The sequence below is a fragment of the Photobacterium atrarenae genome (genome assembly GCF_024380015.1).
Classification (GTDB): Bacteria; Pseudomonadota; Gammaproteobacteria; order Enterobacterales; family Vibrionaceae; genus Photobacterium; species Photobacterium atrarenae.
In genome coordinates, this window is sequence record NZ_CP101509.1 from 1196796 (window position 1) to 1221677 (window position 24882).

Annotated in this window: 15 protein-coding genes and 1 pseudogene; 9 read left to right on the forward strand and 7 right to left on the reverse strand. The window is 56.8% G+C overall.

Features of this window, described 5'->3' with window-relative positions; all coding sequences use genetic code 11:
• Positions 1-17 precede the first annotated feature (17 nt).
• Positions 18-1204, forward strand: a pseudogene (cqsA, locus tag NNL38_RS21430) (alpha-hydroxyketone-type quorum-sensing autoinducer synthase).
• A 160-nt stretch (positions 1205-1364) separates the two neighbouring features.
• Here the strand turns inward: cqsA and NNL38_RS21435 are convergent.
• Both NNL38_RS21435 and NNL38_RS21440 read right to left on the reverse strand, forming a co-directional pair.
• Positions 1365-3413, reverse strand: a complete 2049-nt coding sequence (locus tag NNL38_RS21435) for an ATP-binding response regulator (protein WP_255390892.1) — start codon at positions 3411-3413, stop codon at positions 1365-1367.
• Positions 3414-3594: 181 nt separating this feature from the next.
• On the reverse strand, positions 3595-4809 hold the full coding sequence (locus NNL38_RS21440; protein WP_255390893.1) for an MFS transporter: 1215 nt from the start codon (positions 4807-4809) through the stop codon (positions 3595-3597).
• Between the two features lie 107 nt (positions 4810-4916).
• Here NNL38_RS21440 and soxR point away from each other — a divergent pair, with 107 nt between their 5' ends.
• Complete coding sequence (gene soxR, locus NNL38_RS21445; RefSeq protein ID WP_255390894.1) at positions 4917-5369, forward strand: redox-sensitive transcriptional activator SoxR; 453 nt, start codon at positions 4917-4919, stop codon at positions 5367-5369.
• A gap of 65 nt (positions 5370-5434) precedes the next feature.
• Here the strand turns inward: soxR and NNL38_RS21450 are convergent, their stop codons facing one another.
• From NNL38_RS21450 to dsrO, 5 genes are all read right to left on the reverse strand, one after another.
• Complete coding sequence (locus NNL38_RS21450) at positions 5435-6499, reverse strand: c-type cytochrome (RefSeq protein WP_255390895.1); 1065 nt, start codon at positions 6497-6499, stop codon at positions 5435-5437.
• A 9-nt stretch (positions 6500-6508) separates the two neighbouring features.
• A complete protein-coding gene (locus tag NNL38_RS21455) occupies positions 6509-7120 on the reverse strand; it encodes a c-type cytochrome (protein ID WP_255390896.1) in 612 nt (203 codons plus the stop codon).
• A 155-nt stretch (positions 7121-7275) separates the two neighbouring features.
• Positions 7276-10368 (reverse strand): tetrathionate reductase subunit A, encoded by a 3093-nt coding sequence (locus NNL38_RS21460; RefSeq protein WP_255390897.1) that lies wholly within the window; start codon positions 10366-10368, stop codon positions 7276-7278.
• Between the two features lie 12 nt (positions 10369-10380).
• Positions 10381-11520 (reverse strand): NrfD/PsrC family molybdoenzyme membrane anchor subunit, encoded by a 1140-nt coding sequence (nrfD, locus tag NNL38_RS21465; protein ID WP_255390898.1) that lies wholly within the window; start codon positions 11518-11520, stop codon positions 10381-10383.
• Entirely contained in the window at positions 11517-12287 is a 771-nt protein-coding gene (gene dsrO, locus NNL38_RS21470) for a sulfate reduction electron transfer complex DsrMKJOP subunit DsrO (protein WP_255390899.1), read from the reverse strand. Before dsrO ends, nrfD begins: the two co-directional genes overlap by 4 nt.
• A gap of 256 nt (positions 12288-12543) precedes the next feature.
• Here dsrO and NNL38_RS21475 point away from each other — a divergent pair, with 256 nt between their 5' ends.
• The 7 genes from NNL38_RS21475 (at position 12544) to NNL38_RS21505 (ending at position 24843) form a co-directional block, all read left to right on the forward strand.
• On the forward strand, positions 12544-14415 hold the full coding sequence (locus NNL38_RS21475; protein WP_255390900.1) for a sensor histidine kinase: 1872 nt from the start codon (positions 12544-12546) through the stop codon (positions 14413-14415).
• Positions 14416-14424: 9 nt separating this feature from the next.
• A complete protein-coding gene (locus NNL38_RS21480) occupies positions 14425-15063 on the forward strand; it encodes a response regulator transcription factor (RefSeq protein ID WP_255390901.1) in 639 nt (212 codons plus the stop codon).
• Between the two features lie 384 nt (positions 15064-15447).
• Complete coding sequence (locus NNL38_RS21485) at positions 15448-17880, forward strand: purple acid phosphatase family protein (protein ID WP_255390902.1); 2433 nt, start codon at positions 15448-15450, stop codon at positions 17878-17880.
• A gap of 279 nt (positions 17881-18159) precedes the next feature.
• The gene (locus NNL38_RS21490; protein WP_255390903.1) at positions 18160-18516 is read left to right on the forward strand and encodes a hypothetical protein; all 357 of its coding nucleotides are present in this window, start codon (positions 18160-18162) and stop codon (positions 18514-18516) included.
• Positions 18517-18617: 101 nt separating this feature from the next.
• Positions 18618-20006, forward strand: coding sequence for a TolC family protein (locus tag NNL38_RS21495; RefSeq protein ID WP_255390904.1), 1389 nt, complete (start codon positions 18618-18620; stop codon positions 20004-20006).
• Positions 20003-21721 carry an efflux RND transporter periplasmic adaptor subunit gene (locus NNL38_RS21500; protein ID WP_255390905.1) on the forward strand — a complete coding sequence of 573 codons (1719 nt, stop codon included), beginning with the start codon at positions 20003-20005 and terminating at the stop codon, positions 21719-21721. Before NNL38_RS21495 ends, NNL38_RS21500 begins: the two co-directional genes overlap by 4 nt.
• Positions 21718-24843 carry an efflux RND transporter permease subunit gene (locus NNL38_RS21505; RefSeq protein WP_255390906.1) on the forward strand — a complete coding sequence of 1042 codons (3126 nt, stop codon included), beginning with the start codon at positions 21718-21720 and terminating at the stop codon, positions 24841-24843. Before NNL38_RS21500 ends, NNL38_RS21505 begins: the two co-directional genes overlap by 4 nt.
• Positions 24844-24882 lie beyond the last annotated feature (39 nt).

Below are 24882 nucleotides of genomic sequence, written 5' to 3' on the forward strand. Positions count from 1 at the left end.
AATTAATGAGGTGTATTATGAATAACCCTATCCAACCCCAGAAAGCATTGCCTTCGTTCGTAAAAAAAAGATTGAATCTCATCTGACTGAGCTCATCTATCCCCGCAAGAACCAACAGCATTTAGTGCTGGGTCAACAACCGGGTGAGGGTGCAATCGTCTTACAAAGCAATGATTACCTGGCCATCTCTAACCATGACAAGATCCGCGACGCGTACAATGCCGCTCTGGAGCAAGGGCGGAAAGATGTCGTGATGTCGGCGATTTTCTTGCATAAAGAGCTGGAGGTTGACAGCTTTGAGCAGCAATTGGCGCAGTACACCGGCTATGATCACTGTATTTTGTCTCAATCTGGCTGGGCCGCCAATATCGGCTTGATCCAGACGGTGCTGCCGCCAAACACACCGGTGTATATTGATTTTTTTGCCCATATGTCGTTGTGGGATGGTGCCCGGCATGCCCAGGGGGAGATCCATCCGTTTTTGCACAACCATGTCCGTCAGCTGGAGAAGTTGATCCGGCGAAACGGCCCCGGACTGATCTTGGTTGATTCCGTGTACAGTACGCTGGGAACTGTTGCACCGTTAACAGAAATCGTGGCGCTGGCGAAGCAGACCGGGTGTGCCATTTTAGTGGATGAGTCGCACTCACTGGGAACCCATGGCCCGCATGGTGCCGGTCTGGTGGCTGAACTGGGCCTGACTGATGATGTTGATTTTTTGACGGTCAGCCTGGCAAAAAGCTTTGCTTATCGGGCAGGCGCAATTCTATGCAGTAAGAAAATTGGGCAGTGCCTGCCGTTTGTTGCTCATCCGGCGATCTTCAGTTCAGCATTGCTTAGCCATGAAATTGAAGTTCTGAAGGCGACGCTGGCGGTGATCAAAGCCGGTGATGATCGTCGTGAGCGGTTATTTGCCCAATCGGAGAAGTTGCGTCAGGGATTGAGATCCCTGGGATTCAATATTCAGAGTGAGTCCCAGATCATTGCCCTGGAAACCGGCCCGGAAGATCAGACGGAGACTGTTCGCGATCACCTGGAAGCTTGCCAGGTGTTCGGCTCGGTGTTTTGTCAGCCAGCGACACCGAAAAACAAAAATCTGGTTCGTTTTTCGGTCAACAGTGATATCACTGATGCGGAGATCGATCATATCCTTTCGGCGTGTAGTTTGATTGAACCGAAGGTGATGACGGGTAAGCGTCGATAGGCACGTGTGACGCAAGTTACGCCATACAACGGGCGGATAGCCGATGATATGAGGAGGGATCCGATACCGCTTTAGGACAAAGCCCGGCTTCTCGAAAGAGGCCGGGCTTTATCGTGAGAGGCAATGATGAACAATGCAGATGGGGGATAAGCACAGTGGGTCAGACCCAGTCGGCGACCTTGGACAGCAGCTGTTCTTTGGGCGAAGGTTTGTTTAAAAAGTCATTAATACCTTGTTGCTTTAATTCAAGTTGTTCTTCGCTGTTGAGTCCGCCGGAATAGCAAATAATAGGGACATCATGGTTGTGTTTGAACCGCTCGTCGCAACGGATATGTCGGGCCGTTTCGATGCCGTCCATCAGCGGCATATCCAGATCCATCAAAATGACATCAATCGGGTTGCTCTCCAGATAGTTTAGTGCCACTTGGCCATTTTCAGCATAGATAATCTGATAACCACTGTTTTCGAGCAAGATCCCCGAGTAGGTCCGTAGCGATGCATTGTCGTCGACAATCATCACGGTGTTGCTGGTCGTCTTTTCCGGTTTCGCGGGGATGTGAGAGGTTTCCGGCTCAAAAAAGCTGTTCGCAATCTCCTGCACCAGAAAGTCAACATTTTGCTCATTTTGAATGAAGCGGCAACGAGCAGGTGTATCCAGTGCCCCATAATGGGGGAGCGCTTGTTGGTGCAGGTAGAGTGCCGGTTTGCCTGCATCGGTCAGGAGGCCTGCCAGGGGGGCCAGTCTTCCTGGCTGCTGATGAACCGCGTCCAAATCGACAATCACCAGATCCTGATCTAAGGTGTGCGCTGTCAGAGCGCGAAGGCCCGACGGAAAAACCAGGCTGACCTTAAACCCGTTATAAAATGCCAGGCGCTGCAACGACAGGTAGGCTTCATTATTCTGGCCAATATACAGCAGCGATTTATTGGCCAGTAACTTTCGCTTAAAACTGGACACGGTACTGGAGTGAGCCTTGGGCAGGGTGATTGTAAATTCAGTCCAGTGTCCGACGCTGGACTGGCAACTGATCCGCCCTTTAAAGGCAGTAATGACTTTTTGACAAAATGGCAGGCCCAAACCGGTATTGCTTTTTTTTCCGTAGGTGAAAAATTCATCAAAAATAAAAGGGAGGTGTTCTTTATCAATACCAATACCGTTATCTCGGATGGTCAGAACATTTTGTACGCCGCGGGTGCTCAGGGTGAGGGTAATAGCAAAATTCTTTTTATCCCGGTAGTGCATCGCGTTTTTGATCAGATTAAAGATGACATAACGAAGTAAGTGCTCGCTGCCAAAAAAAGTTGCGTCTTGATCGTAGTTGAAGGTGATCAGTTGTTGGTCAGAAGACTTTTTATAGCCATAGGTTTGAATAGCGTGCTCAATCACCTCGACCAGTGAGTAATTCTGGAAAGAGTCGGTCGCGATTTTTTGCTCATGAATTGAGCTGAGCATCAGGTTGATTGTTTCATTGCCGCCGTCAATGATGGCCAGATCGTTGTTGAGGATGGCGTGGATCTGTTCCAGTTGCGCCTGACTGAGCTCTCTGCGTGGTTGTTGGTTCGGTTGGGGCACCAGCTCTTGCAGGACTTCCAGTGAGCTATACAACGCGCTGAGCGGATTGCGCATCTCGTGAGCAATACCAGCACTGAAGGCACGGGCAAAACGCATCCTGTTGTTATTTTCGGCTTGGTTACGGTAGTTAAAAACAACTCCGGCCAAATAGGCAAAACTGAACACGACCACATACGACCATTGAAAATGAGTCAGCTCGATGGTGCCATCTAACAAATAGACAGCCCCGAATGAAGCAAGCAGGCCAATGGAGGAAATAATCAGGATCAGCAACCAGTCATAGATCAGGAGAATGGACAGGAAGATGCTGGCGAGGAAAGACATCATCCAGATAACCGACCAGTCATTTTTGATCATCATGAAACAGAAGAAAAAAGGCAGGCCGAATCCGACGGAAAAAGCAAAATGAAGATATTTAAGTCGGGAGAAAAATGCCGGTAAATGATTCTTAATCACAAAAGGAATAAATAAAACCGAGCAGATTAAGCGGAGTATCAAATTCTCATAGCCTTGTGGGTACAGGTGATGCCAGATGAAGTAATAGGTCGGGAACCCGATCATCCCGAAAGTGCCAACGATAACTAAATTGGGTTCAACATACCGATAGTTATCTTTTAATCGACGTTTTAAATTCATTGATTCTGTCTGCCCGTGGGATCGGTTGGCGATGGCTTTTGATAATGTACGCAGTATAATATTAAACCAATTGCATCGATAGCAGGTAGAATTTTTCCCACCTTGGGACATACATCAAAGATGTGTGGATTTTGTATCGTTCGGGCTGGGGGCGCGCTTAGTCCCCCAGCTTGGCGCTTGATCAGGCCGCTTGTGGGTTGGCCGCACTGAAATTGGCCTGATGGGCACCGCGCCGATAGAGCTGGAGCATCATCAGGGTGCTCAGCAGCATGACCAGAGCAATGCTGAGAAAGCCGTAGACCGTCAGGTTGTAGTGTGAAAGCAGGGCAATCAGGACGTAGCTGGCGCTTTGACTCAACGTCGAAAACAGTTTCAGTCCGCCGTCGATTCTGCCGCGCTGGGCAATGGCCACTTCATGGTTCATTTTAGTGATTCGGGCAATCCGGTTGAATGAATTGAAGAACCCGATGATCACCACCAGCACCACCATGACCAGCGGCGACAGATAGAGCGACATGACGATCAACAGCAGGCTCATCGCCATCATGGAAACCAGCATTGCCCGCTCGAACACCACGGTTCGGAGCAGTTGCGCGACGATCAGACCGCAGATCAGTGCCCCGATGCCGTAACTGACTTTCCAACCAGCAAACCACATCCCGCTGATCCCTTGCTCGGCAAAGTAAATCGGCACCAGCTTGGTCAGATAGGTCAGCATCGGATAGGAGAGGCAGGACAGGGCCAGGAACAGGTAAAAGCGAGGTTGCAGCTTGAACAGGTGGCCGGTCTCCTTGAGCTGCTGGTTGAAGGGCACGTTTGCTGAAGCTTGGGAGAGCTTGCGATGATAAGGCGTAAGCGCGTAGCACAGCGCGGATAACCCTGAAGCAAGTACGGCAAACAGGGCAAATTCGCTCATTGACCACAGCTCGAGCAGGACGATCCCGGCCCCGCCGGCACCCAGCAGGGTCAGCTGCATCACCACTTCCTGTTGCCCGGTGATCCGGGCGTACTCTTCCCGGGTGTAGTTTTCCTGGGTAAAGGCATTATTGGCTGACCAGGCAACGTCATTGCTGTTCCAGAATATCCACTGCGCAGCGGCCAACAACCAGGGGGAGGCGAGTTGGTTGAGCGCGGCAACCATCACCAACAGTGCGGTGGTGGTTTGGATCACCTGTACCCAGACCAGAATGGCTTTGCGCGAGTGGCGATCAATGAGAGTGGAAAGGACCGGAGTCAGCAGGAAGGAAGACAGGGTACAGATCAGCGTGACGATGGCAACAAAGCTGCCGGAGCCGGATTCGGTGATCAGGATCCAGGGCAGTGCCATCATGAACATCCCGGATGAGATGCCGTCGAAGAATCGCCCGCCGAGGTACGGGATGGTTTTATGAATCATGTGAATGCCTTGTTGTTTTCAATTTGCTTTAGCCTAATTCCTCAGGTTAACTTGAGGTCAACAGCAAATGATTTAAGCAATAGAAAAATAAAGAGAGGGAGAAGGCGATGGAGTTGTCAGTCGGGCAGGTTGCCAAACGCGGCGAGGTCAGCGTCTCGGCGCTGCATTTTTACGAGCAGAAGGGCTTGATCCTCAGCCGCCGCAATGCCGGTAACCAACGCCGCTATGATCGAAGTGTGCTGAGGCGGATCGCGGTGATCAAAACCGCACAGCAACTGGGAATGTCCCTGGAAGAGATCAAGCAGGCGCTGGCGGCACTGCCGCTCGATCACGCCCCGACCCAGGAGGAGTGGGAGCATCTGGCACGGCAATGGCAGCAACGGCTGGATGACAAAATCCGCCAACTCCAGCGCTTGCGTGACGAGCTGGGCGAATGTATCGGTTGCGGGTGCCTGTCGATGAAAAAATGCTATCTGAGAAACCCGGAAGATACGCTGTCTGAGCAGGGCAATGGCGCCGTCTTGTGGCAAACATCAGAAAATGAGCTCAAAAACAGTTAAGTGACGGTTGTTGCGATTTGTCCTGCCGTTTGGCAGGACAAACTACTTGCGCAGCGAAATACGGCTCAGGTGCCGGGCTGCGGTTCGATCGTCGCGGTTGGATAGGCACGGCTGCCGAGCTTGTGGCCGTCAATCGCATCGCCATAGTAGCCCTGATGCTTGTGATAGCGCTGATCGTTGGCGTCCAGATCGCCCCGGTAGCGCGGGTCCTGTGGTCGTTCATGACTGTTCATGTAAGCGGCAACATCCCAGGCCTGCTGTTCGGTCAGCTGAACGCTTTTCCCCAGCGGCATGTTTTCATAGATGAAATAGGCCGCGGTATTGATCCGGTGCATCCCGGCGCCCCAGTTGAACGCATCTTTGCCCCATAGCGGCGGAAAATACTGGGCTCCGTCCGCGCCTTTGATCCCCTGGCCATCGTTGGCATGGCAAACGGCGCAAGTGGTTTTGTAAACCTGCGCACCGCGTGCAATAGAAGGCTCCTGCGCGGGGCTCGGGAGTTTGGGGTAGCCCCGGCCGGCGAGGTTGCCGCGCTCGCTGACCGGAAAATCAGCTGCGATTTCAGCCGGCAGGACGAAGTCTTCCCGCTTGCCGCCGAGGATCAATTCGGCATCGCTCAGTTCCGGCACCGGCATCTCCGGCAGGCCGTATTTGTTGAGCAAACCACTCATCGTGAGCCAGTAAGCGTAGGCGCTGAGGGCGACCAGCTCCGGCGAGGAATCGCCCGGTGGGACCCCATTCATGGAATAGTTGAAACAGCCCTGGATCCGCTCGCCATAGGTGTTGACCTTGTCGTTTTTCTTGCGATAGGCCGGATAAGCCGTATAGGCAGCCCACAGCGGCGCGGCATTGGCTTTCATGCCGGCCTGCATGTGGCAGTTGACGCAGTTTTGCTCGTTGCCGACATATCGGCCGCGCATTTGTTGCGAATCGACAAACAGCGAGTAGCCGTATTTCACCTTACGGCCAAACTCGGTGTCTGGAATCGCGGTCAGCGGGCGGGGGGTGAGGTAATCGGTATTGGCCTTCTTGGCGACGGCCGGTAGCTCGGTCTGGCGGTCGGGCAAGGTGTCGGCTGCAAGGGGGGCGCTGGTCAGCAGGGCAGCCAGCAGTGTGATATGGTGATTCATCCTGGCTCCTTAGTAACGCAGTGAGGCAAAGTAATAAGCTAAATTGTTGATTTCATCATCGGTCAGCTGGCGGGCGATATTGGCCATCATGGCGTCGTGATCGCCGCTGCGGATGCCTTGCTTCCAGGCGCTCAGTTGCTTCTTCAGATAGTCCGCATGTTGGCCGGCTAAGCGTGGGAACTGGGCGACGCCGGTGCCGCTGGCACCGTGGCACGTGGCACAGGCCGGGATGTTGCGATCCCAGTCGCCCTGGTACACCAGCTTGCGCGGCTGGCTGTAAATGGCCGCTTCGGCGCCGCGCTTCTCCGGGTGGGTCAGGGACTGGCTCGGGCGGGTGGCGAAGTATTCAATCACTTGCGCCCGGGCAGCCGGATCGGTCAGGCCGTCGGCCATACTTTTCATCATCGGATCCTGGCGTTTGCCGGATGAGAAGTGATCCAGCTGCTCAGCGATGTAGTTCGGGTGCAGTCCGGCAATCATTGGTGCCATGTTCGGTGCACCTTGGCCGTCGCTGCCGTGGCAGCTGACGCAGACTGCGGCAGCGGGCGGTGGGGAGGCCGCTGCACCGGTACTCATCAGTGTGATGCCGAGAAGCGGCAAAAGTAGGGTTCGCTTGGACATATCTCACTCTATTTGTATGGTTTTAGACAGAGCCACCGATTATCGTGATGGCGGGCGGTGCGACTATTGTGGGTTTCCACATCAGCGGAAAAACTGTGAGGCTGCCCCTGCTGGCGGTGCACTTGCAGGGGCGACACGTCGTGCCGGTGGGCGGCTTACACTTTGCGGATCCGGGCCGGCAGTGCTAAACGGGCTGCTGCCCCGACCACCCAGTCGAGCAGGACCCCTTTGCCTTCGCGGGTCGGGTCAATCAGGCCGATATCATTAATGTTGATCCCGTCGCCGGACTTCATTTTCACCGGTTGCTGCTGATCGCCGATCCAGTGCGCCCGCTCCCCCAGCTCCTGGTGGCCAAAGCCGTGCTCAATGCCCAAGGTGCCCGGTTTCACGCCGTGGATCAGCATGGCTTGTGCCCGGGTGCTGGCACTCGGCGTTTCAATTTCAAAGATGTCCCCGGTCTGGAGTCCCAGCCGGGCCGCGTCGTCCGGATGAATGTAGACCGGGTTGTTCCCCTTGATGGAAGCCAGGCGCGGCGAGAGGTTCGAGACCGCACTGTGGATATTCGACTTAAAGTTGGTCAGGGTGAACGGCCATTCCGTCGCCGGGTAGCACTCCGCTAAAGGCGTCCCGTCCGCTAACTGTTGCGGATGCCAGGTCGGGCAGCCGCTGTACAACTTGCCGGATAGGGTATTGCGCGAGGTACCGACCTTTTCATTCCAGATCGACAGCGGTCGCGTCCACTGGTGACGCATTTGATCGTCGCGGTACGCCTGATCGGCATTCTCGAACCGGCCGCCACGGGCGAAGATAAAGGCAACCCGCTGCACTTCTTCCGGCGTCAGCACTTGTTGCATTGCTGGAAGCAAGCGATCGAGCCCGGACCAGACGATATCCTCGGCACTGGCGGCCGGGACCCCGCCTTTGACGTACGCCAGGTTGGCTGCCGCCCGCAGGTAGTAATCTTCGGCGCTGTGGATGGCGTGCCAGTGGCCGTCGCGGTCCTGAATTGCCCGCTTGCCGAAGCCGCCCAGATTGAGGCTTTTCGCGACATCAATGAAGAAGTTCTCCAGGTTGATGGTACGGCCGTCGGCGGTTTTTTCCGTCAGCGGCTTCACAATCGGCCAGCGGGCGGTGACGGTTTTGGTCGGTACCCCGTGCCAGGGCACGGCCATGCCCCAGCTTTCATAGGTCACGGTGTCGGGCACCAGATAATCCGATAGCGCTGTGGTTTCATTGATAAAGGCATCGACCGAGACAATCAGGCCGAGTTGCTTGGGATCGGCTAGTTTATCGCGTAGCAAGTTGCTCAGCCCCGGCACCCCGTACATCGGGTTGGCCATGTGGTTGATCCAGGCCTTGAGCCGATAAGGATAGCCATCGATGGCCGCAGACAGATGCTCGGTCAGCAGCGGTGCGGAGAACGGATACCAGGGCGCCCGCGTCGGGTAGGGAGACTGCCCGGCTGCGATGCGGCGCTTGTATTCGCTGGTTTTGTGGTACGGGAACTTGCTGCGTGACAGGAACACCCCTTTGGGTTTGACCTTGCCCTGAAACTGGGTGAAGTCATAACGCGGCCCGGCTGCGGCCGTCGGGTAGCCCCCGGCTTTGGCCATCGCGCCGCCTTTGCAGTTGATGTTGCCGATCAGGGCGTTGAGCATCAGGATGGTAAATGAGTTATAGAACCCGTTGGTGTGCATGTTGCCGCCGTGAGTATCGACCACGGCTTTGGTGCCGTGGCTGGTAAAGCGGCGAGCCAGATCGACGATGGTTTCCTCGGCAATCCCGCACTGGGCGCTGTAAAAGGCGAGATCGTACTTGAATGCTTCCTCTTTCAGTCGCTGCAGGGACGATTTGACCCGCACCGGCCCGCTGGCAATTACCACCTGGCGGTCGACGAACAGCGCGGCTTCGCCGGACTGGGTGTGCAGCCCCAGCGCATCAGAGCCGGCATCGATAATCACAAACGGGTCGGTGTCCGATAAGGGCTTGCCGGTATAGCTCAGATTGACATCCGACGCGCGCAGGAAACTGCCGTTGCGCGGATGATTGTCATCGCTGATCACCAGGTGGGTCGCGTTACACCAGTGGGCGGTCCCGGCTTGTTTCATCGCCGGGACGCCCGGCTGGGCGAGGAAGCGATGATTGTAGCGCTCGTTGGCGAGGATCCACTGGATCATTCCCAGCACCAGGGCCGAATCCGTCCCTGAGTTGATGGGCAGCCATTTGTTGTTATCCCCTGCTGCCAGGCTGGAGGATCCGGCCGGCAGGCTTGGCGTGATAATGGTGTAGTCGAACTGGCGCTCGCTGCGGGCCTCGGCCAGCTGACGGGCCTGACGCTTAAACGGGTTGCCCGCCTGCGCCGGTGACATGCCGATAAACAGCACGTATTCGGCATGGTCAAGGTCGGGTTTGATGTGGGCGAACTTGTTGAGATCGCTCATCAGGGCGCCGGATCCGGCGCGGAACGCATAGCCGCAGTAGGAGCCGTGGTGGCCGAAGTTGCGTGTCCCGAAGCTGTTGAAGGCAAAGCGCTTGAGGATATCATCCCGGCCTTCGTTCCCGGCATTGGTGACCAGGAGCTGGTTGGCTTTGGGGCCGTATTCCGGGTTGGCCGGATCGAGCGGCGTCTCGATATCGCGGATCGCCCGCAGGCCGTCGACATGGCCTTCACCGAACAGGTCGCCGCCTTCGACAATCTCTTTAATGAGCTGCTCGTAGCTGATTGGGATCCACTTGCCTTCGCCCCGTTTGCCGACACGCTTGAGCGGCTGGGTGATCCGGTACGGGCTGTTGCGGATCTCCATCATCCCGTTCCCCCGGGCACAGGCGGTTGAGCGTCCGGCCAGTCCGGCTTCTCCGGCAAGCCCCAGGTAGGCTTGCTTGACCGGGGTTTCAAACGGGATTTGATCGTGATGGGACAGCGGATGATACGGGTTGCCCGAAATCCGCAGGATCTCGTCAGTGTGATTGTCGATCCGCACCCGCAGCCCGCACAGGGTCCAGCAGCCGAAGCACATGGATGGGGCCACCCGCTGGTCCGGGTTCGGGATCACCCGGCCGCTGTCGGTGACGGTCATTTCCGGTGTCAGCGAATTGCCGTGGTGCGGATGGCGGGTGGCTTTGCCGGCTGTGCCTTCCAGGACGCCGTCGGCCATGTGCTTGGCCGTGGTGCTGTAGCCTGCGGCAAAAGCGCCGACACCGCCCACTGCCAGACCGGATTTCAGGAGCTGTCTTCTTTTCTTATCCATGGTGTTGTCCTCTTACTGGCTGGTGTGCGGTTGGTTCATGGGATGATGCGGTTCGGGCTGTGTGGAACCGGTTTTGGTGTTGCCCTGGATCAGCTCTGAGCCCAGCAGGGCCAGCGCCAGCCACAGGCCGAGCATTCCGGCAATCCCGAGCAGGCCGTTGGTGCCGAGCGGCAGTTGATAAGGGTAGGGACCGGCATCAAAGCGGGCGAGGGTCTGGACTTCGATCATGCTGATCCAGCGGGTCAACCATGCGGCAGCTAGGGTGGTGAGCGCGAGCAGGCTGAGGCCGAGCCGGGTGACGTGTCGCTCGCGTCCGAGGATCAGCCAGCAGGATACCGCGGCCAGCAACATGCTCAGCGACAGCACGGACAGGTTGATGATCCAGTCCGAGCGCTCATACAGGGTAAAGCCGGGATTGTTGGCGGCCCAGATTGGGATCAGCAGAAATGCCAGCACCGCAGCGGAAGTGGTGGTCTGTCGCAGTAGCTTGTGATCAAACGGCGTCAGCTGGGCTGCAGGGCGCTGATTGGACGGTAGCAGGCTGTAGACCAACGCGGTTAAACCTACGGCGGCTAAAAAAGCGGTGACAAACCAGAGCAGCGGTGAGGCTGGCTGGTGCCACAATGGCCGGCTGGCGACCACGGCGATTTCTGCGCCGGTATAGAGGGCGATCGTCAGTCCGGACAGTGCCGTTACAATGGCTGTAACCAGCATGGTTTTGTCCGAGGTTGGCCACGACCCCAGAGTCAGCATCGCCAGCGTGCGGATCAGCGGGCGCTGACTCTGTTTAAGCGCTGCAATATCGGCGCGCAGATAGAGCCATGCCGTGAGTACGGCCAGTGCAGTAAAGATCGGCAGAAACAGCGATCCCAGTGACATCCAGGACCAGGGGGTGAAGTGGGCATAGAAGTGCCAGGCACGCCCGGGCTGGTGGAGATCGCCGGTCAGGGCCAGCGGACCGACCATAGCACCGATCGCCATTACCAGTGCCAGCGCTGCCCGCAGCCGGTGGCTGGTCTGGCGGCGAAACAACAGGCAGACGACCAGCAGCAGGGCGGCGGCATAGGCTGAGCCGATATAGAAAAAGTATTGCACTACCCAGGGAAGCCAGGCGACATCCTGCGCCGGGACAAGAACTTCAGTGATCATCATGCGTGCGCTCCTTGGGGATCATAGATCGCCGGTTGACCGTCGATTTGGGAAGTAAAACGTTCATCCATGCCGATATAAAATACATGGGGGCTGGTGCCGGCTTCGGGCTTGAGCACTTTCAGATCATCCTGGTTTTCAGCCAGGATGCGGCTGATCTCGCTGTTTGGATTGTTGAGATCGCCGATAATCCGCGCGCCGCCGACACAGGTTTCGACGCAGGCCGGAAGCAGGCCGGCTTCAAGCCGGTGGGCACAGAAGGTACATTTGTCGGCTGTTAAGGTGTCCTGGTTGATAAACCGGGCGTCATAAGGACAGGCCTGAACGCAATAGGCGCAGGCGACACAACGTTGGTTGTCGACCATCACGATGCCGTCTTCACGCTGGAATGTGGCCTGGACCGGGCAGACCTTGACGCAAGGCGGATTGTCGCAGTGGTTGCACAGCCGCGGCAGGGTGAATGATTTGACGGCCTGGGTTTCGACCGAGCCGTCCTCCAGGGTGACTTCATATTGCTTGACTGTGGTGCGGAACTGGCCGATTGGCGCCTGGTTTTCGATGCTGCAGCCGACGGTACAGGCCTGGCAGCCGACACATTTGCGCAGGTCAATGACCATGGCGTAGCGTTTGCCGGTTTGGCCTTTTCGCTCGGGGAGCTGGTTGTTTCGAATCACGGGGCTGGCAGCAACCGTCCCGGCGACCGGGATCAAGGCAGCACCTGCGGTGAGGGCACCGATACTGTTGAGGAATCGTCGTTTGGTGGTATCCATAGCGAACCCTTTTCTGAGCTATGTGAGGGGCTTGAGGAAATTGTCAGCAATTGGCCAAGTGCTTGATATTGTGGTTTTCCACATATCCGGCTTTGGTTTGATCTGGGACAAATGCTGCGACCGGGGCAGCGCTGCTATGCTGTGGCAGCATGGATGGCGCGGGCGGTTCGCCCGGTTGAGTGCAGGGAATTGTTCGGCGTGAGCGTGATGGCCATGAGGGAACTCCATTGAGTTTGGTAACACAAAAGGAAACAACATGAAGCTGAGTCGCGTCCGGCAGGCAGGCCAGCGCTCAGCCGTGTGGATGCTGGTGCTGAGTCTGCTGGTGATGTCGGCGGCATGCCGGAGCGAAACGCCGGACCCGGCAGTGGATCCGCAAGTGGCTCGCCAGGTGCCATCCACGGTGGTGGAAGTCGGGGTGCTGGCGACGCGTGGTGCGCAGTCGGCCCGACAGCGCTGGCAGCCGACCATGAGCTGGCTGGCATCGCAGATCCCGAATACCCGGTTTGTGGTTCACCCGTATGATCTGGCAGCCATGGCGCAGGCAGTCAAACAGGGCACGATTGATTTTGTCATCACCAATCCCGGTCAGGCGGTGCAGCTCGGGCGGCAGTATACCCTGTCCTGGCTCGCCACTCTGACCAGCCGCTCGCCGGTCAGCCCCACTCACGGTATTGGCTCAGCGTTGGTCGTTCGCCGGGGGAGCCCCTATACCCGATTGGATCAGTTGAGCGGCATGCCGATCGCCGCCGTGGCGGACAATGCATTCGGCGGTTATTTAACCCTGCGTTACGAGGTGGCCGGGCAGGGACTCAACCCCAATCATTATTTCTCGGATGTCTCCTTTGTCGGTTTTCCGCTGGATGCCAGTGTGTATCAGTTGCGGGATGGTGCCGTGGATGCGGCAATCGTGCCGGTGTGCCTATTGGAGAACATGCATCGGGAAGGGCTGATTGACGCCGGTCAGTACCGGGTGCTGAATGCGATGTCGCCGCCTGGTTTTGGCTGCCAGGTGTCGACGCCACTCTATCCCAACTGGTCATTTGCCCGCACAGAGCGGGCGGGGGTGACGATGGCAAAAGCGATCGCCCGTGCATTGCTGGCGATGCCGGGGGATCACCCGGCGGCTCGGGCAGCCGGGGCAGCGGGCTGGACTTCGCCAATCAGTCAGCTGGTGGTCGACAAGCTGTATCAGGCGCTGGATATGCACCCGTTGCAAAAGCCCTGGTGGCAGGCGGCAATGATTTGGGTCAAGCAGAATCAGCACTGGGCCTGGAGTGCGTTTTTCCTGGTGGTAATTTTAAATGTGTACCACTTCTGGCTGGAATACCGTTTCAGCCGCAGTCAGCGGGCGCTGGAAGCAACCATGCACCGGCTTAAGGAAAAAAGTGCGTTGCTGGCCCATGCCCAGCGGGTAGCGATTGTTGGTGAGCTGGGCAGTAGCTTGGCCCATGAAATTAACCAGCCGCTGGCGGCAATCCGCAATTACAGTGAAGGAGGACTGGTACGGCTGAGCCGGGAGCGGGATGCACCGGACGATGCGCAGCAGACTCTGATCCCTGTGTTTGAAAAAATCCACACCCAGGTCGAGCGGGCCGATGCCATCGTCCAGCGGCTGCGCAACCTGATCCGCAAGCGGGCGGTACAGACCGAGCCCTGTGATATTGAGCAGCTCCTCGGTGAGACCATCGAGCTGCTTGAGCACGAACTGGAGCAAAAACAATTGCGGCTGCACCGCCTGAGTCACGGTACGCCGTGCCGGGTGGTTGTCGATCCCGTGGGGCTGCAACAGGTGCTGGTCAACGTGATCACCAATGCGGCCGATGCCTGTCAGGCCTGGCGGGAGCAAGGCGCCGGAGCGGACTGGCAGGGGACGATGACGATTGCCACCGTGTATCAGCCCGAAACCCTGCAAATCACGGTGGTTGATAATGGGATCGGTTTAGCGGCCAACAATACGCCGCTGACTCAAGCCTTTGTCAGCACCAAACCGGACGGGCTGGGGCTGGGTTTGGCGATTTGCCGGGATGTGGTTGAAGCCCATGGCGGTCAGTTCAGCCTGGATGCAGCAGAGCCTCGCGGATGCCGCGCAACGATTGTGTTACCGATTTCAACGCATCAAACGTAAGGAGCGTTAATGGAAAATGTATTACCCGGCCAGGAGCTGACCGAAGCACAGCGGAGGGCGCTGCCGGTCCATGTCGTGGATGATGATGGCTCGGTCCGTGATTCGTTGGCGTTTATGCTGGAAGGGCACGGCTTTACGGTCCACACCTATGAAGATGGCCCGGTATTTCTTGCGCAGGTTGATATGCTTCAGCCGGGCTGTGTGATCCTCGACAGCCGGATGCCGCAGATGCGCGGCCAGCAGGTGCACCAGTATTTGTCCGAGCATCAGAGCCCGCTGGCGGTGATTTACCTGACCGGCCACGGCGATGTGCCGATGGCGGTCGATGCCCTGCAGGCTGGCGCCGTGCATTTTTTCCAGAAGCCGGTTAAAGCACTGGCCCTGGCAGAATCGATTGAGCAGGGCTTCCAGGCTTCCGTTTCTACGATGGCCCAGCAGCAATTACTGACTGCGTTTCAGTCGCTGACCCAGCGGGAGAAAGAGATCCTGCAACTCATCATTGCCGGGAAACGCAACCAGCAGGTGGCCGATACCCTGTGTATCGCGGTGCGGACGGTTGAAGTGCACCGGGCCAGCTTGATGAAAAAATTCGCCGCCAAAACCGTTGCCGAGCTGGCCTATTTTTATGGCCGGGTTGCCGAGGGATGATTTGTTGTGAGTTTGAAGAACAAACCATGTCGCATTACGGTGATTTTGTCGCCGTAATGCTGGAATGATTGGCTTTATGGCCTAGTCCATTTTCTGGGTGTGTCACCAGGTGCAAATCAATCAGGTTTATATGTGATCAAGTCATTGATAAATATCACTTTATTTTTTATGATTTGACCTGCTGATTGTCCGCAGGCAGGCCTTTCAAGCCACAACTTCTCTCAAACCTACTGTTTATATTCATTTTTTTGTTATTGAACTGTAATCCATTTCATCTGTGTTTGTCATAAATGCGTCCTAGTATTGCCTGCGTTCCGTTGTGGACTAGTCCATGAAAAGTGGCAGGACGCTCCACGGCTATGACTCACACGAAAAGGGAAAACCATGTTCATTACAACGAAATACGCCTTACCGACTGCGGTATTGATCAGTTCGACACTGTTGCTGGGGTGTGATGATTCGAAAACGCATCAGCCAGACAATAAAGACAGTGGTTCGGGGGGCGATATCAGTCAGCCAGAGATCAAAGTAGTGCCGCCACCGAGCGCCGAAGCTGCCATCAATTTCTCGATTGCCCCCTATCTTCAGCAACCAAGTCCGTCCGGGATGGCGGTGCTGTTTGAAACAGATGCCGAGCAGCCGGAAGTTTGGGCCAGGCCTGCCGGCAGTCAGGGCGAATTCACCATCGTTCAATCGATCGCTGTGGATCACACCCAGCTTTATAGCGCCACGCTGATGGGGTTGGTACCGGGGACACGTTACGAATATTATGTTGTGGCGAACCAGGCTGGTGGAGAAGGGGAGAGCGATGTCCCGGTGATGTCGGAACGCTATGCATTCAAAACCTATCCGGATGGCGAGCAGCGCAAGGCGCCGTTTAACCTGGTCGCGATCAGTGATACTCAGAACAACAGCACGCTGGGCGCACTGAGCGATTTGGTCAGTAAAGGGATTATTCCCGAAGTGTGCGACGGGGATGCCGAGCAATGTGTTGATGTCATTGCCGCGATCACCATTTCCGGAGATATCGTCAACAACGGCGACAGCCTGCTGCAGTGGCGGCGGGATTTCTTCGATCAGCTGAAAGCGATTACCCCGTATGTACCGTTGGTGGCGGTGCCGGGAAATCATGACTACTACGGTAACGCCGAGCTGACCAACTATCGCCATTTCTTCCAGCAACCGGAAAATGGCTCAACCGGTTACGAAGAGCGCTGGTACTCGCTCGATTACGGTAACTTGCGTCTGATTGGCCTGGACAGCTACCCGGTGTCGAAAAACCACGGCAAGTTCCAGGCTGAAATTTTGGGGATTCAGCGTCAGTGGCTGCGTGAGCTGCTGGTCAATACCGAAGCGGACGTCAATATCGATTATGCCCTCAGCATGTTCCACCACCCGTGCCTGTCTGAGTTGTGGCTGTCCGGCGAGAGTATCGGCAGCTGTGAAATGGTGGCGGAGATGGAAGATTTTACCACCCGCAGCGGCAAGATTTCCGGTCACCTGTTCGGCCATACTCACGCGTACTCCCGCGGGCAGTCGAAAGATATTCACCACCTGTGGCTGAATGCGGCGACGGCGGCCGGGTATCGCGAAAAAATCAACGACGATAACTACTATCATAACAACACCCGCGATTACGATACCTTCGCGATTAGTCAGAGTGAGTTCGGCTTTAACCTGCTGCAGTTTAACCAGCAGGACACGCTGTCGATGTCCCTGACGCGTTACAGTGCCAAGGTAAAATCCAAAGGCAACGGCCTAGCCAGCCTGGAAGATACCTTCACCATTTCAGATACCTTGACCATGAAACCGGCTCAGGTTGATGCGCCCCAAGTGCTTGCCGGCAGTGGCCAGGCGGATTACAACGCCCTGGAGCTGGCGATCAGCTATCCGCAACCGGAGACCATTTACGAGGTGCAGTGGCAGCTCAGTCAGGACCCGAACTTTGCCCAGGATGTTTTTGATATCTGGGGGAACAAAACCCGCCAGCATAATATCTGGCCGATGCAGGACGGCACCATTGAAGGGATCCCGACTGACACCCAGCAGGGCGTTGATTTAACCCGGATTGATTTGGCGTCGTTCTCCGGTCAGGTCAAGATGGGCGGTGATGAGCGCTATAAATGGCAAAAGCGTGCTTCGGAGCACTCCCATGATTCGTTCCGCGACCCGTTTGCCGGCAGCTCTGCGCCAACCCTGACCGTGTTGCCGGGCGATACCTGGCACTGGCGGGCCCGGGTGCGGGACAAGCAGCTGAACTGGTCTGACTGGAGTGATACCGCGACCCTGGATATCGCAGCGGGTACGACCCAGACGTTGCCGATGCAAAATGGCGGTGCTGAAGCCAATGACTTGAGTGGCTGGACCCTGGTGCAGGGATACTGGCGGATTTTGGAAGATGTCGACAATATTCAGGCTCAGGAAGGGACCTACTACTTCTCAGCGCGACCGAATGACGGCGCGGCCAATAATGACCCATTTGACGTGATGAGCCAGACGCTGGACCTGTCCGCTTACAGCGCGGCAATCAACCAGGGCGCGGCATTTCTGAAGCTGAGCTTCAGCAGCAACGGCTGGGGGGATGGTGACCACGCAGTCGTCAGCTTGCAGCCGCTGGACAGTAACGACCTGCCGCTGGGTGAGCCGGTCATTGTGAAAACCGAGAGTAAAAAGCAGCAGTGGCTCAGCAATGAAGCGAGTCTGTTGCTCCCTTCCGGAACCGGCGCGGTGAAACTGACGGCGCAAGCGGTGAAAAAAGCCGGCAGTATGGCGGATGTCCATTTGGATAATTTTGTCCTGACGGTGACCACGCCCTAGCGGTTGAAGCTAGTCTGTGTACCCACCCAGTTCTTTCACCAGAGCTGGGTGGGTGATTCAGCACTGCCGCATTTATATTGCTCGATCTTGTCTTATTTGCTGACGCTTGCTACTTTTTTGACCGTTCATCCGTTGACCTTCCCCCAAGGGGAAGCTTTACTCTATTGATAGTTTTCTGATTGATGGTCGGGTATGCGTTTAACTTCCATGCGTACAATGTGGGTCTCAAGCTTGATGGTGCTGGCGCTTTTGGTGTCCGGTATCGTGTCGAGTTTACCCATGATGACCTTTCAGATGTTGACGCAAGCTCACCCGGCACCGTGCCACAGCGGCTCGATGATGCCGGGTACCTCCGCCGTATCGTCGACGGTTTCTACTCTTCATGCGCACCATGTGCCGCCGTTGACTGTTGCTACGGCGCTACAGCTGTCGGCCGACGAAAATCCAGCCTGTATGAGCGACATGGCCATAATGCACGATGATTGCTGCACGGCTTCCTGTCTGAATGCGTTTGCCATGCTGCCGTTGCATGATGAAACTGCCACCCTGGCAGCCCGGCTGGCTCTGATCGATCGGGAACCTTTGGCTGCCAAAGTTGGCGTTTCCAGCACCCTGTACCGACCCCCCATCGCTTAAATCCATCAACCTGTTTGTGATGTCGCTTCGGCACTGCCGTTGCGGTGGACTGTTTGTGGCTCGAGGACTGTCTCGCGCCATGTTGATGATGGATCTCCAAAGTGAATTTAAAACCAACAATACTCGCGGTTGCGGTGAGTGTCGGTGGTGTGGTTGCGTCGTGGCCGGTTGCCGCGGCAGACACACCATTGGCATCCGCAGCGGTGCAGCCCAGCACCTTAAACCAGCTGATTGCTTTGGCATTGAATAATGATGCCGGACGGAAACAATTTGATGCCCAAACCAACGCGTTGCGTCAGATGGCGTTTGCCAGTGCGACCGAAATGGACCCGAAACTGAAACTCGGCTTTGGTAACTTGCCCGTGGATAGTTTTCGGTTTGACGAAGACCTGATGACCAACCTCTCGATAGGCCTGATGCAGCAGTTTGAGCGTGGCGAGACGTTACTGCTCAAGCAGAAACAGACCCACCAGAAGGCGGAGAGTGTTCAGTGGCAAACGGCCCTGCGGGAGCGGGAGGTGGTCAATCAAGTTACCCAGTTGTGGCTTGAGCTGGGTTATCAGCAGGCAGCAGCGCAGATCCTGTATGAAAACAAACGCCTGATGCAGGAAATGGAAAACTTTATTCAGACCAATTACTCGCTAGGGAAAAGCGAAGCGCAGGATTTGTTGCAGGCGCAGCTTCAGGTTAGCCGGCTGGATGATAAATTACAGGCCAATGCCCAGATGCAGCGCCGGATTCAGTCGCAATTGTCAGAGTGGCTGGGCGCGGCATGGCTTGCCCGGCCCGGAGCGCTGAAAGCCAGCAACCAGCTGGATTGGCATGCACTCGAACAGCGGCTGCTGCAAACGTCCGGCACGGCGCACTATCCGTTGCTGCGCGCGCACCCGAGCGTGCAGATTGCCGACACGGCGATTGCGGTCAACCGGACGCAGGTTGATCTGGCCGAACAAGCCTATGCGCCGCAGTTCGGGGTTGAGGTGATGTACGCCTATCGGCAGGCTGACAATATGCGCGGCGAGCCGGCTTCGGATTTGCTCAGTGCTTACTTAACCCTGGATATTCCGCTGTTTACCGACAACCGCCAAGACCGGACCCGCGCTGCAGCGCAGTATCAGGTCGGGGCGGCGCAATCGAATAAAGATCTCCTGTTGGCGCAGATGAATGCCAAGGTCAACGCCCTGCTGACGGATAAAAGCAACCTGGAGCAGCGTCTTGCGCGCTATCAAAACACACTCCTGGCACAGGCGAAAGCGCGGACCCAGGCGGTTGAACGTGGCTATCAGAATAACACGGCCCAGTTTAACGATGTGATCACGGCTGCCAGCGATGAACTGGCACTGGCGCTTGAGCAGGCACGTTTGACAACGGATCTGAACCTCGTCAGTAGCAACCTGGCCTTTTTCCTCGGTGGTGACCGAGCCACTGCCACACAGACCTCACCCCATCTATTTGACCGCCAGTCCATGATCGCAGGAGGGACACCATGAACACTGTCACCACGACCACACTGGCGTTGCTGATCGGCGCTGTGTTGGGAGTTGCCGGCACGCAATTGCTGTGGAAAAACCCATCCGTCACGTCGTCTGAATCATCGGGAAGCACAGCAAGTTCGGTAAGCAATGAGCCGCTGTACTGGGTTGCGCCGATGGATCCGAACTATAAACGTGACAAACCCGGGAAATCGCCGATGGGGATGGATTTGATCCCGGTCTATGCCGACGATGTGGCGGGGAGCAGCACCAAACCGGGTACGGTAAAGATTGATCCGGCGGTGGAAAACAATCTCGGGGTGAAAACGGCCCCGGTTGAACTGGGAAAGCTGTCGCCCCGTATCTCGACTGTCGGGTATATCGCTTTTGATGAGAGCCGTCTGTGGCAAACCAATGTTCGGGTCAGCGGTTGGGTCGAGAAACTGATGATCAACGCGATCGGCGAGCAGGTCCGCCAAGGCGATGTGCTGTTTACCCTCTATTCGCCGGATCTGGTCAAAGCGCAGGAAGAATTGCTCAATGCTTCCTGGACCGGCCGAACGGCGCTGGTCAAAGGGGCGCAGGAGCGGCTGGTCTCCCTCGGTGTTGACCGGGCCCAGATCCAGCAGGTGCTCAGGCGCGGCAGAGCGGCGCAAACCATTCAGATCAAGGCACCGGCCGATGGCGTGATTGCCAGTCTGAATGTTCGCGAAGGGGCATATCTGTCTCCGGCACAGGCGGTGATCAGTGCCGGTCCGCTGCATGAGGTTTGGGTCGATGCCGAAGTCTTCGAGCGACAGGGCCATTGGATCAAGGCCGGCAGTCGCGCATCGATGACTCTGGATGCGTTGCCGGGACGCGCCTGGGAAGGAGCGGTGGACTATGTCTATCCCATTCTGGATCCGAAAACCCGGACCCTGCGGATGCGGCTCAAATTTTCCAACCCGAAGGGTGAGCTCAAGCCCAATATGTTTGCCAATATCACCTTGCAACCGGTGACGGCAGAGTCGGTGCTGACCATCCCGAAATCAGCGGTGATCCGCTCCGGGGGCATGAGCCGGGTGGTGCTGGCGGAAGGCGAAGGCAACTATCGCTCAGCCCGGATTAAAGTCGGCCGGGAGGCGGATGACAAAATTGAGGTGCTGCAAGGACTGACCGAGGCTGATCGGGTCGTCACTTCTGCCCACTTCATGCTGGATTCTGAGTCGAGCCAGAGCGCGGACTTGTCTCGCATCAATGGTGTGGAAGCGGTTGCGGAAACGGTCCGGGCCAAAGGTGAAGTCACTGCGGTGATGGCCGAGCACCGAATGCTGACGATTCGCCACCAGCCCGTGCCGGAATGGGACTGGCCGGGGATGACGATGGATTTTACCGTCAACGCTGAGCTGGATATGTCGATCGCGCAGCCCGGGCAGCCCATTGAGTTTGAAATCCGCAAAACAGAGGATGGTCAATACGAAGTGGTTGACTTCAAAGTGGATGAACATGCACCGCCCGCCGAAGCCTGGATCCGTGGTGAGATCACCATGTTGATGGCTGATTTCGGGATGGTGACGGTGAAGCACGAGCCGGTTGATGTCTGGCAATGGGATGCCGGCGAGATCAATTTCTCGGTCGGGGAAGATATTGACTTAAGCGGCCTGGCGGAAGGGGATTTAGTGCGTCTCCTGGTGCGCCAGCAGGGCGGTGAATATGCGTTGCAATCGCTTGAAAAAGCAGGAGAGCAGCCATGATTGGAGCCATCATTCGCTGGTCGATTGCCAACCGTTTTCTGGTCTTGATAGCCACTTTGTTTCTGACTTTGGGTGGCTTGTACAGCGTGAAAAATACCCCGGTTGATGCCCTGCCGGACCTGTCTGACGTGCAGGTGATCATCAAAACCAGCTATCCGGGTCAGGCGCCGCAGGTGGTTGAGGATCAGGTGACTTATCCGCTGACCACCGCCATGCTGGCGGTACCGGGTGCTGAAACCGTGCGCGGTTACTCGTTCTTCGGCGACTCCTATGTCTACATCATTTTTAATGATGATACCGATATGTACTGGGCTCGCTCGCGGGTGCTGGAGTATCTGAGCCAGGTCGCGTCCAAGCTACCGCCCAATGCCAAGCCGACGCTGGGCCCGGATGCCACCGGCGTAGGTTGGATTTACAGTTATATTTTGCAGGATAAAACCGGGCAGCATGATCTCGCTGAGCTGCGAAGCTTGCAGGACTGGTTCCTCAAGTATGAGTTGCAGACGGTGGAGGGGGTGTCGGAAGTGGCGACCGTCGGCGGGATGGTCAAGCAGTACCAGGTGCAGATCGACCCGGCCAAGCTGCGTGCGTATAACCTGACGTTGCAGCAGATCAACAAGGCGATTGAGGACGGTAACCGGGAAACCGGCGCATCAGTCATCGAAGTTGCTGAAGCCGAGCATATGGTGCGCACCACCGGTTACCTGTCGGGAATTGATGACATTGCTTCTTTGCCGTTGAAGGTGACGGAAAAAGGCACGCCACTGCTACTGGGCGATATTGCAGAGATCAATCTGGGGCCGCAGATGCGTCGCGGGATCTCCGAGTTTAACGGCGAAGGGGAAGCGGTCGGCGGCGTGATTGTGATGCGTTTCGGTGAAAATGCCAGTGCAGTGATCGACAACGTCAAAATTAAGCTGGCGGCGCTGCAACAGAGCCTGCCGGAGGGAGTGGAAGTCGTGGCGACCTATGATCGCTCAACTCTGATCAACGCTGCGGTCGAGAACCTGTGGCACAAGCTGGCGGAAGAGTTCATCGTGGTGGCGATTGTCTGTGCTCTGTTCTTGTTCCACTTGCGCTCCTCGCTGATCATCGCCCTGAGTTTGCCGGTGGGGATTCTGGCGGCCTTTATGGTGATGCACTGGCAGGGGATCAACGCCAACATTATGTCTCTCGGCGGGATTGCGATTGCCATCGGAGCCATGGTGGATGGGGCGATCGTGATGATCGAGAACGTGCACAAGCATATTGAACGCACACCGCTGACCGATGCGAATCGCTGGCAGGTAATTGGCCGGGCCGCCGAAGAAGTCGGCGCGCCATTGTTTTTCTCTCTGCTGATCATCACCCTCAGCTTTGTGCCGGTGTTTGCCCTGCAAGGGCAGGAAGGCAAGATGTTCTCGCCGCTGGCTTTTACTAAAACCTACGCCATGGCGGCTTCGGCCGGTCTCGCAATCACCCTGGTGCCGGTGCTGATGGGGTATTTCATTCGTGGCAAAGTATTGTCCGAGCATAAAAACCCGATCAACCGGGGGCTGGTGGCCTTGTACCGCCCGCTGCTCAATCTCAGTCTGGCTTACCCGAAATCGATGATCGTGCTGGCACTGGCCTTGATGGGATCGGCCTATTACCCGATCAGCAAAGTAGGCAGCGAGTTTATCCCGCCGTTGGATGAAGGCGACCTGATGTACATGCCGACCACCTATCCGGGGATCTCGATCGGCAAGGCGCGTGAGCTGCTGCAACAAACCAACAAGCTGATCAAAACGGTGCCGGAAGTGGCGACGGTGTGGGGCAAAATCGGTCGCGCGGAAACGGCAACCGATCCGGCGCCGCTGACTATGATTGAAACCGTGATCCAACTCAAACCCCGTGATCAGTGGCGTGAAGGGGTGACGACGGCGTCGCTGCGCCAGACCTTAGATGAACTGGTGCAGTTCCCGGGGCTGACCAATGCCTGGGTGATGCCGATCAAAACCCGGATCGACATGCTGGCTACTGGGATCAAAACGCCGATTGGGATCAAAATCGCCGGACCGGATCTGGCGGTGATTGAGAAAATCGGAGCCGATCTGGAGCCGATCCTCAACCAAATTCTGGGAACCGCCTCGGTGTATGCCGAGCGGGTGGCCGGTGGGCGTTACGTGACCATCGATATTCTCCGTCGTCAGGCAGCACGGTATGGGTTGTCGATTAAAGAGGTTCAACAGGTCATTTCGACCGCGGTCGGCGGGATGAATGTCGGGGAAACCATCGAGGGGCTGGAGCGTTATCCCATCAACGTGCGCTATCCGCAGGATTACCGCGATTCGGTGGTGAAGTTGCAGAACCTGCCGCTGGTAACACCGAATGGTGCCCGGATTGCGCTGGCTGATGTCGCCGAGATCCGCTACGAGGACGGACCACCGATGATCAAAACCGAAAATGCGCGGCCCAATGGCTGGGTGTTTGTCGATATTGAAGGGCGCGACCTCGGCTCCTACGTCGTGGAAGCGCGTCAGGCCGTGACGGAGCAACTGAATTTACCGCCGGGCTACTCGCTGGCCTGGTCCGGTCAGTATGAATACATGGAGCGGGCTAAGGCGCGGTTGAGTGTTGTCACCCCAATCACCTTGGTGATTATCATGCTGCTGCTTTATTTCAGTTTCCGCCGGGTCGGCGAGGTGTTGATCATCATGGCAACCCTGCCGCTGGCGATGGTCGGCGGCCTGTGGCTGATGCACGGGCTGGGCTACAACTTCTCCATTGCCGTCGGGGTCGGCTTCATTGCCCTGGCCGGGGTGGCGGTGGAGATCGGCGTCATCATGCTGGTGTATCTCAACCAGGCCTGGTCTGCGCACAAGGCGGAGCGTGAACGCCATGGTCAGCCGCTGGAGAAGCAGGATTTAATCAATGCCATTCGTGAAGGGGCCGGGCTGCGGGTGCGACCGGTCATGATGACGGTCAGCACCGTGATTATCGGCTTGATCCCCATTATGTACGGCGCCGGCACCGGCTCAGAAGTGATGCAGCGCATCGCTGCGCCGATGATCGGCGGCATGGCTTCGGCGCTGCTGCTGACCCTGCTGGTGCTGCCGGCAGTCTTTAAGCTCTGGAAAAGCCGGGAAATCGTAACACCCTAATACCTAAACACCTAAACACCTAAACACCTAAACACCTAA

Coding starts and splice junctions, on each gene's coding strand:
- NNL38_RS21435 (WP_255390892.1), bottom strand. CDS start 3,413: ATGAATTTAAAACGTCGATTAAAAGATAACTATCGGTATGTTGAACCC.
- dsrO (WP_255390899.1), bottom strand. CDS start 12,287: ATGGATACCACCAAACGACGATTCCTCAACAGTATCGGTGCCCTCACC.
- soxR (WP_255390894.1), top strand. CDS start 4,917: ATGGAGTTGTCAGTCGGGCAGGTTGCCAAACGCGGCGAGGTCAGCGTC.
- NNL38_RS21485 (WP_255390902.1), top strand. CDS start 15,448: ATGTTCATTACAACGAAATACGCCTTACCGACTGCGGTATTGATCAGT.
- NNL38_RS21505 (WP_255390906.1), top strand. CDS start 21,718: ATGATTGGAGCCATCATTCGCTGGTCGATTGCCAACCGTTTTCTGGTC.
- nrfD (WP_255390898.1), bottom strand. CDS start 11,520: ATGATGATCACTGAAGTTCTTGTCCCGGCGCAGGATGTCGCCTGGCTT.
- NNL38_RS21500 (WP_255390905.1), top strand. CDS start 20,003: ATGAACACTGTCACCACGACCACACTGGCGTTGCTGATCGGCGCTGTG.
- NNL38_RS21440 (WP_255390893.1), bottom strand. CDS start 4,809: ATGATTCATAAAACCATCCCGTACCTCGGCGGGCGATTCTTCGACGGC.
- NNL38_RS21480 (WP_255390901.1), top strand. CDS start 14,425: ATGGAAAATGTATTACCCGGCCAGGAGCTGACCGAAGCACAGCGGAGG.
- NNL38_RS21460 (WP_255390897.1), bottom strand. CDS start 10,368: ATGGATAAGAAAAGAAGACAGCTCCTGAAATCCGGTCTGGCAGTGGGC.
- NNL38_RS21455 (WP_255390896.1), bottom strand. CDS start 7,120: ATGTCCAAGCGAACCCTACTTTTGCCGCTTCTCGGCATCACACTGATG.
- NNL38_RS21490 (WP_255390903.1), top strand. CDS start 18,160: ATGATGACCTTTCAGATGTTGACGCAAGCTCACCCGGCACCGTGCCAC.
- NNL38_RS21475 (WP_255390900.1), top strand. CDS start 12,544: ATGAAGCTGAGTCGCGTCCGGCAGGCAGGCCAGCGCTCAGCCGTGTGG.
- NNL38_RS21450 (WP_255390895.1), bottom strand. CDS start 6,499: ATGAATCACCATATCACACTGCTGGCTGCCCTGCTGACCAGCGCCCCC.